The 7,005-nt window shown below is 58.1% G+C and carries 8 protein-coding genes; 3 read left to right on the top strand and 5 right to left on the bottom strand.

The window, feature by feature from the left end:
• From AC2FM5_RS18730 to AC2FM5_RS18740, 3 genes are all read left to right on the top strand, one after another.
• Positions 1–545, top strand: a 545-nt coding sequence (locus AC2FM5_RS18730; protein ID WP_496737416.1) for a non-canonical purine NTP pyrophosphatase, incomplete at its 5' end; no start/stop codon positions are given.
• Positions 535–1,689, top strand: a complete 1,155-nt coding sequence (gene hemW / locus AC2FM5_RS18735) for a radical SAM family heme chaperone HemW (protein WP_170391382.1) — start codon at positions 535–537, stop codon at positions 1,687–1,689. The genes AC2FM5_RS18730 and hemW, both read left to right, overlap by 11 nt.
• Before the next feature lie 2 nt (positions 1,690–1,691).
• Positions 1,692–2,045 carry a YbaN family protein gene (locus AC2FM5_RS18740; protein ID WP_170361108.1) on the top strand — a complete coding sequence of 118 codons (354 nt, stop codon included), beginning with the start codon at positions 1,692–1,694 and terminating at the stop codon, positions 2,043–2,045.
• Here the strand turns inward: AC2FM5_RS18740 and AC2FM5_RS18745 are convergent.
• The 5 genes from AC2FM5_RS18745 to AC2FM5_RS18765 form a co-directional block, all read right to left on the bottom strand.
• A complete protein-coding gene (locus AC2FM5_RS18745; protein WP_496737419.1) occupies positions 2,035–2,931 on the bottom strand; it encodes a ParB/RepB/Spo0J family partition protein in 897 nt (298 codons plus the stop codon). The two genes, AC2FM5_RS18740 and AC2FM5_RS18745, sit on opposite strands and share 11 nt — an antisense overlap.
• 20 nt (positions 2,932–2,951) lie before the next feature.
• Positions 2,952–3,755: a ParA family protein gene (locus tag AC2FM5_RS18750; RefSeq protein WP_496737421.1), complete on the bottom strand. Its 804-nt coding sequence runs from the start codon at positions 3,753–3,755 to the stop codon at positions 2,952–2,954.
• Positions 3,748–4,371 carry a 16S rRNA (guanine(527)-N(7))-methyltransferase RsmG gene (gene rsmG / locus AC2FM5_RS18755; RefSeq protein WP_496737423.1) on the bottom strand — a complete coding sequence of 208 codons (624 nt, stop codon included), beginning with the start codon at positions 4,369–4,371 and terminating at the stop codon, positions 3,748–3,750. Before rsmG ends, AC2FM5_RS18750 begins: the two co-directional genes overlap by 8 nt.
• Positions 4,368–6,236: a tRNA uridine-5-carboxymethylaminomethyl(34) synthesis enzyme MnmG gene (gene mnmG, locus AC2FM5_RS18760; RefSeq protein WP_496737425.1), complete on the bottom strand. Its 1,869-nt coding sequence runs from the start codon at positions 6,234–6,236 to the stop codon at positions 4,368–4,370. The genes rsmG and mnmG overlap by 4 nt, the downstream gene beginning before the upstream one ends.
• A 12-nt stretch (positions 6,237–6,248) precedes the next feature.
• Positions 6,249–7,005, bottom strand: a 757-nt coding sequence (locus tag AC2FM5_RS18765; RefSeq protein WP_496737427.1) for a GTPase, incomplete at its 5' end; no start/stop codon positions are given.

A 7,005-nucleotide genomic window follows, 5' to 3' on the forward strand; every position in this document is an offset into this window, starting at 1 on the left:
CCCATCTGCTCGAGCCCTTTGGCGTGACCGTCGTGGGCGCGGCCGAGATGAACCTGCCCGAACCCGAAGAGACCGAGGACACGTTCGTCGGCAACGCGCGCATCAAGGCCCACGCCGCCGCACAGGCCACCGGCCTGCCCGCCCTGTCCGACGATTCCGGTATCACCATCGATGCGCTGGACGGCGCGCCGGGCGTGTACACCGCCGACTGGGCCGAAACCGGAAATGGCCGCGATTTCCTGATGGCCATGACCCGCGCCCACGCCGAGCTTGAGGCGCGCAACGCCCCGCATCCTCGCACTGCCCAGTTCCGCTGCACGCTGGTACTGGCTTGGCCCGACGGCCATGACGAGGTGTTTGAGGGCGTCGCACCCGGTCATCTGGTCTGGCCGATCCGCGGCAAGGACGGGTTCGGCTATGATCCGATGTTCGTCCCTGAAGGATTCGACATTACCTTTGCCGAGATGGATCGCTGGGAAAAGAACAAGATCAGCCATCGTGGTCGCGCGGTCGAGCTGTTCGTGAAAGGCTGCTTTGGCGGATGATTGGCGCAACGGGGGCTTTGGCCTGTACGTGCATTGGCCCTTTTGCGAGGCCAAGTGCCCCTATTGCGATTTCAACAGCCATGTTTCCAGAAATATTAATCAAAAACAATGGCTTGACGCCTATCTGTCCGAACTGAAGCGCTCGGCCGCCGAAACCCCCGACCGGGTTCTGAACACGATCTTCTTTGGCGGCGGCACCCCGTCGCTTATGGCGCCCGAAACCGTTGCCGCCGTGATCGACACCGCCCGCAGCCTTTGGCGGCCCGCCAATGACATGGAAATCACGCTCGAGGCCAATCCCGGCTCGGTCGACGCCGGACGGTTCGCCGCCTATCGCGATGCGGGCGTGAACCGGATCTCGATGGGCATTCAGGCGATGAATGACGAAGATCTGCGGCGGCTGGGCCGCATCCACAGCGTGGCCGAGGCACGCGCGGCCTTCGACATCGCCCGCACCTGTTTCGACCGGGTCAGCTTTGACCTGATCTATGCCCGCCAGTACCAGACGCTTGAAGCCTGGCGCGCCGAGCTGACCGAGGCGCTGTCGATGACGATCGACCATCTGTCGCTGTACCAGCTGACCATCGAGGCCGGCACCGCATTCGGCGACCGCTACTCTGTCGGCAAGCTGCGTGGCCTGCCCGAGGACGACAACGCAGCCGATATGTATCTGGCCACGCAAGAGATCTGCGAAGCCCACGGCATGCCCGCCTACGAGGTGTCGAACCACGCTGTTCCCGGGGCCGAGTCTCGGCACAACCTGATCTATTGGCGCTATGGCGATTATGTCGGCATCGGACCGGGCGCACATGGAAGGATCACGGTGAACGGCCAACGGATCGCAACCGAAACCCATTTGGCTCCGACCGCGTGGCTGAATGCTGCCACGCAAGGAAATGGCGAAAAGCTGCGGACCCCGCTGACCGCCGAAGAACAAGCGAATGAATACCTCATGATGTGCCTTCGCTTGACTGAGGGTTTAGATATGGACCGTTTCAATTGCCTGTCCGGGCACCCTTTGCCGCAACGCAAACTGGGCTACCTGCAGGACATCGGAATGATCGCCCAAGACGGCCCCCGCGTTTCCGCCACTGCTGACGGCCGCGCGGTTCTCAATGCGGTGATCCGTGAGTTGCTGGATTAGTCATGCACTATTTGTGGGCCACATTTGGATTGCTCTGCGTCGCCTTGGCCATGATCGGCGTTGCCCTGCCCCTGCTGCCCACCGTTCCGTTCCTACTGTTGGCCGCCTTCTGTTTCGCGCGCTCTTCTTCCCGTCTGCACAACTGGCTGATGTCTCACCGAACCTTCGGTCCGTTAATCCTTGATTGGCAAACCTCGGGCGCGATCCGGCCAGCCGCAAAAAAGGCGGCGACCCTGTCGGTTGCCGCCGTCTTTGGTTTGTCGGTTCTGGTCTCTGTGCCCAGCCATGTCCTGATTATTCAGGCCGTGACCTTGGGCGCGGTGATGATCTTTATCTGGTCACGCCCTAACGGCTGAGCTTTGCGCAGAGATCATCCAGTTGATCCAGGTTTTCATAGGTCAGCACGACCTGCCCGGTCTCGGTTCCGGGCTTGTGGTTGATGACCACCTTCATCGCCAGAATCGCGGAAAGGTCTTTTTCCAAAACCCGCGTATCTGCGTCCTTGCCTGCATTGAGGTCACGCGACCGCGGTGCGGGACGATCTTTGTCGCCCTGTTGCTGCTTCTTGACCAGCGCTTCGGTCGCGCGGACTGACAAGCCGTCTTTCACGACAATTTTTGCCAGTTCGGACGGATTATCCGCAGTGATAAGGGCGCGCGCGTGCCCGGCCGAGATTTTACCTTCAATAACAAGGGCTTGAACGTCACCCGGCAGTGACAAAAGCCTCAGAAGGTTGGCAATATGGCTGCGGCTTTTGCCCAGGGCTTCGGCCAACTTTTCCTGGGTGTGGCCGAACCGATCCATCAATTGCTTGTAGCCAGCGGCCTCCTCCACTGCGTTCAGATCTGCCCGCTGGATGTTTTCGATGATGGCGACTTCAAGTACTTCGGTGTCGTCGAATTCGCGCACGATGACCGGAATGTCGTGCAACTGCGCCATCTGCGCGGCGCGCCAGCGGCGCTCACCCGCGACGATTTCATATTCGCCGCCGCCGACCGGGCGAACGATCAGGGGCTGGATGATCCCTTTCTCTTTGACCGAGGCAGCAAGCTCGTCCAGTTGATCCTGCGAGAATGTGCGGCGCGGCTGATTCGGGTTGGCCCGCAGCTTCTCGATCGGAACCTTCATGTCCGGCCGACGTGGTTCAACCGTAACCCGGCCCTCAGGATCCTGTGATACGTCCGCCATCAAGGCGGACAAGCCGCGCCCCAATCCGCGAGGTTTTCCTTTTCTGGCGCTCACTTCGCCCTCCTGACAGCCGCTCAGGCAGCCACTTTCTTGTTCTTTTGCATGATTTCGCGTGCCAGATGCCGGTACGCCATCGCCCCCAGAGACCCCGAGTCATATTGAAGGACCGGAAGTGCAAATGACGGCGCTTCGCTGACCCGGACATTTCTGGGTATCTTGGTTTTAAATACCATCTCTCCCAGATTGTCACGCGCATCCTTTTCGACCTGCCGGGACAAGTTGTTGCGGTTGTCATACATAGTCAACACAATACCTTCGATTCTGAGGTCTGGATTCGCGGACTGGCGAACCTCTCGGATCGTCAGCATCAGTTGCGAAAGGCCTTCCAGCGCAAAGAACTCGCTTTGCAACGGAACCAACACCGAATGCGCCGCCACCATTGCGTTGACTGTCAGCAGATTGAGGGACGGCGGGCAGTCGATCAGAACGAAGTCAAAACCGAATTTGTCGATCGCCGGTTGCCTGAGCGCGTCGTGCAGCAAGTAGCTGCGTTTTTCATTCGAGATCAGCTCAATATCTGCCGAGCTGAGGTCAACCGTGGCCGGAACGATATTGAGGTTTTCGATTTCGGTTTCCTGCACGACGGCCTCCAAGGGCGCCTCGTCCAGGATCAAATCATACGTGGTCCAATCACGATCCTCGACCCCAAGCCCGGTGGACGCATTTCCCTGCGGGTCCAGATCCACGACCAGAACCTTGCATCCTGCCTCGGCCAAACCCGCCGCCAGATTGATCGCTGTCGTGGTCTTGCCAACCCCACCCTTCTGATTGGCAACCGCCATGATACGAGGTCCTGCAGGGCGCGACAGATCAACCACGTGAGACTCCTTTGATCTTCAGGATGACAGCCTGGGGGTCAGTTAAACTATTAGCTGTCTCCGTGGTAAAATTCCATTCCCGTTGGGCCGCGTCGATTTCTTTTTTCCAGGTGGCGCCTTTGGGAAACACGGCCACTCCATCTTCCTTTAAATGCCTGTCACAAAATGACAATAAAGTCGTCAGGTCCGCGAGCGCCCTTGCGGAAAGGACATCAGCGCCCAAAGGATCAACAGCCTCAATCCGTTTTGAAATCACCGAGCAGTTGGCCTTGGTTTCGCGGATGACGGTGCGCAAAAACGCCGATTTTCTCTGATCGCTCTCAACCAGGGTAAATTCCGTCTCAGGCGAAGCTTCAGCGGCCAGTATCGCGCAGACCAACCCGGGAAATCCGCCACCGCTTCCTAGGTCGACCCAGTGATTCTTCGGCTCAACCAAATGAAAGACCTGGATCGAGTCCTTTACGTGCCGCGACCAAACTTCAGGCAGAGTGCTGCGCGAAACCAAGTTAATCTTTGGATTCCACTTCCGCAGAAGATCGACAAAGATTGACAGCTTTTCGAATGTTTCACGTGAAACACTCAAGCCATCGGGCGAAGCGCACGAGTCGCCGTTCATGCCTTTTTTGCTCTCTGACTGCTTCTGAGTTTTGCCAGTACCAAGGTCAAAGCAGCAGGCGTAACACCCTCCACGCGGCTCGCCTGGGCAATGTTTGCCGGTCGCGCGGCTGACAGCTTCTGTTTCAACTCATTCGAAAGACCTGTGAGCGAGGAATAGTCAAAATCCGCGGGTATGGCATAGATTTCGTCGCGCTTCATGGCTTCAACGTCTCGTTGTTGCCGAGCTATATAGTTAGCGTAGAGCGCGTCCCTTTCGATCTGCCGACGGGTGTCTTGGTCGACATCCTCCAACTGCTGGATCAGCGGCACAAGGTCCTCGAAGCACACGTTCGGAAACGCCAAGACTGCCATTCCGTCCCTGCGGTTACCATCCTGATTTACTTCGATGCCAGCTGCGCGGATTTCCTTGGGTGTATAGGTCCGTTCGGTCAGTACTGACTTCACAGCACCCAGCTTTTCCATTTTTGTTTCAAAAGCCAGGCGACGATGATCCGATATACACCCAATTTCCAGGCCTTGCGGCGTAAGGCGTTGATCCGCATTGTCCGCGCGCAAGGACAGACGGAACTCGGCGCGCGAGGTGAACATCCGATACGGTTCCGCTACACCCCGTGTGGTCAGATCGTCAATCATCACACCAATATAGCTATTGGCTCGGGTAAAATGAATTGCATCTCGCCCCTGAACTTCCAGCGCGGCATTCAGGCCTGCGACTAAGCCCTGAGCGGCCGCCTCCTCATATCCTGTGGTTCCATTGATCTGCCCCGCAAGATATAGTCCCGGGATATCCGGCAAGGCCAAGGACGCGTTCAACACACGCGGGTCCACATAGTCGTATTCAATGGCGTAGCCCGGCTGTAAGATCTCTGCAGACTCAAGGCCTTTGATGGATCGGACATACTCGACTTGGACATCCTGCGGCAGCGAAGTCGAAATCCCGTTTGGATACACAGTGTGGTCATTGACCCCCTCAGGCTCTAGGAAAATCTGATGAGAGTCCTTATCCGCAAACCGAACGATCTTGTCTTCGATCGAAGGGCAATATCGCGGCCCTACTCCCTCGATATGCCCCCCATACATCGCAGAGCGACTCAGGTTCTTCTCGATGATTTCATGGGTTCGGGCGTTCGTGTGAGTGATGCCGCAAGATATCTGCGGCGCCACCGGTGTTTTGGACAAGAATGAGAACATGGTCGGGTCATCATCACCGTCCTGCCGTTCCAATCCGTCCCAGTCGATCGTGCGCCCATCTAGGCGCGGGGGTGTCCCGGTTTTCAGCCGCGCCATCGGCAGGTCATAGCTATCCAACCGCTCAGCCAGTCGTACAGACGGCCTGTCGCCCATACGGCCTCCGGGCCTCTGAACATCGCCGATATGGATCACGCCCCGCAGAAACGTTCCCGAGGTTAGAATAACCGCTTTCGCCGGGATTTCAGATCCATCGGACAGAACCACCCCCGCAACGCGATGACCGTCCATTCTGAAATCTATGACCTCTCCTGTAATGACTTCGAGGTTCTTGCGCACCTTTGTTTCCTGTTGCATTGCAGCCCGGTACAGCGCACGGTCGGCCTGCGCACGAGGCCCTTGTACGGCGGGCCCTTTACGGCGATTCAGAAGGCGGAACTGGATTCCCGCCCGGTCTGCAACCCGCCCCATAACGCCGTCCAGCGCGTCGATCTCTCGAACCAGGTGGCCTTTTCCAAGTCCACCGATCGCCGGATTGCACGACATGACGCCGATGTCGGCTTCCGAAAGTGTCACCAAAGCTGTCTGAGCACCCATCCGGGCCGCGGCATGGGCCGCCTCGGCCCCCGCATGCCCCGCTCCGATCACGACGACGTCAAACTCCGAATGTTTCACGTGAAACACTCCTCATTTACCCAAACAAAAGCTGGCGAAAATTTCGTCCAGCAGATTTTCCACATCTACTCGACCGACCAAAGACTCCAATGCGCGGATGGCGGTTCGCAGCTCTTCTGCTGCAATATCGTACAGGTCCGGGCCGGAATCCAGAACCCTGAGCGCTTCGGACAGAGCGGCCGAAGATTTCAGCATTGCAACACGATGGCGTTCCCGGGTGGCAATACCAGAAGTTGCGGTTCGCTCTTTCAGAACCACCGATATGTTGTGGATCAGGCCGTCTATTCCCTGACCTGTCTTCCCCGATACACCATCGGTCCCGTCTGAACGAAGGTCGGATTTCGGCAAAACCTGGATGTCGCCTGATTGCATACCGATTCCCAAAGCTTGCGGGTCCTCGGTCAGAAATACGCGAAGGTCGGCATTTTCCGCCCGCTTTCTGGCCAGAGCGATCCCAAGACCCTCTACGTGGTCCTCGGTTTCGCGCAACCCGGCCGTATCCAGCAACGTGACCGGCAAGCCTGCCAGGTCCATCCGCACCTCGATAATATCACGGGTTGTGCCAGCATTTTCCGAAGTAATTGCCGCCTCCCGGCCCGCAAGTGCATTCAGCAAGGTCGACTTACCCGCGTTCGGTGGGCCGACGATAGCCACTTCAAAGCCGGAGCGAATCCGCTCGGCAATCCTCACGCCCTTCGCCTCCCGCTCCAGATCCGCCAAGACAGCAGTTACAAGCGATCGGACTTCGGGTGACACATCCGTTGGCACG

This window comes from Ruegeria sp. BHSA162 (assembly GCF_059613385.1).

Excerpts from the sequence above, each read along its gene's own strand:
- AC2FM5_RS18740 (WP_170361108.1), top strand. The coding sequence starts at position 1,692 with ATGCACTATTTGTGGGCCACATTTGGATTGCTCTGCGTCGCCTTGGCC.
- rsmG (WP_496737423.1), bottom strand. The coding sequence starts at position 4,371 with ATGAACGGCGACTCGTGCGCTTCGCCCGATGGCTTGAGTGTTTCACGT.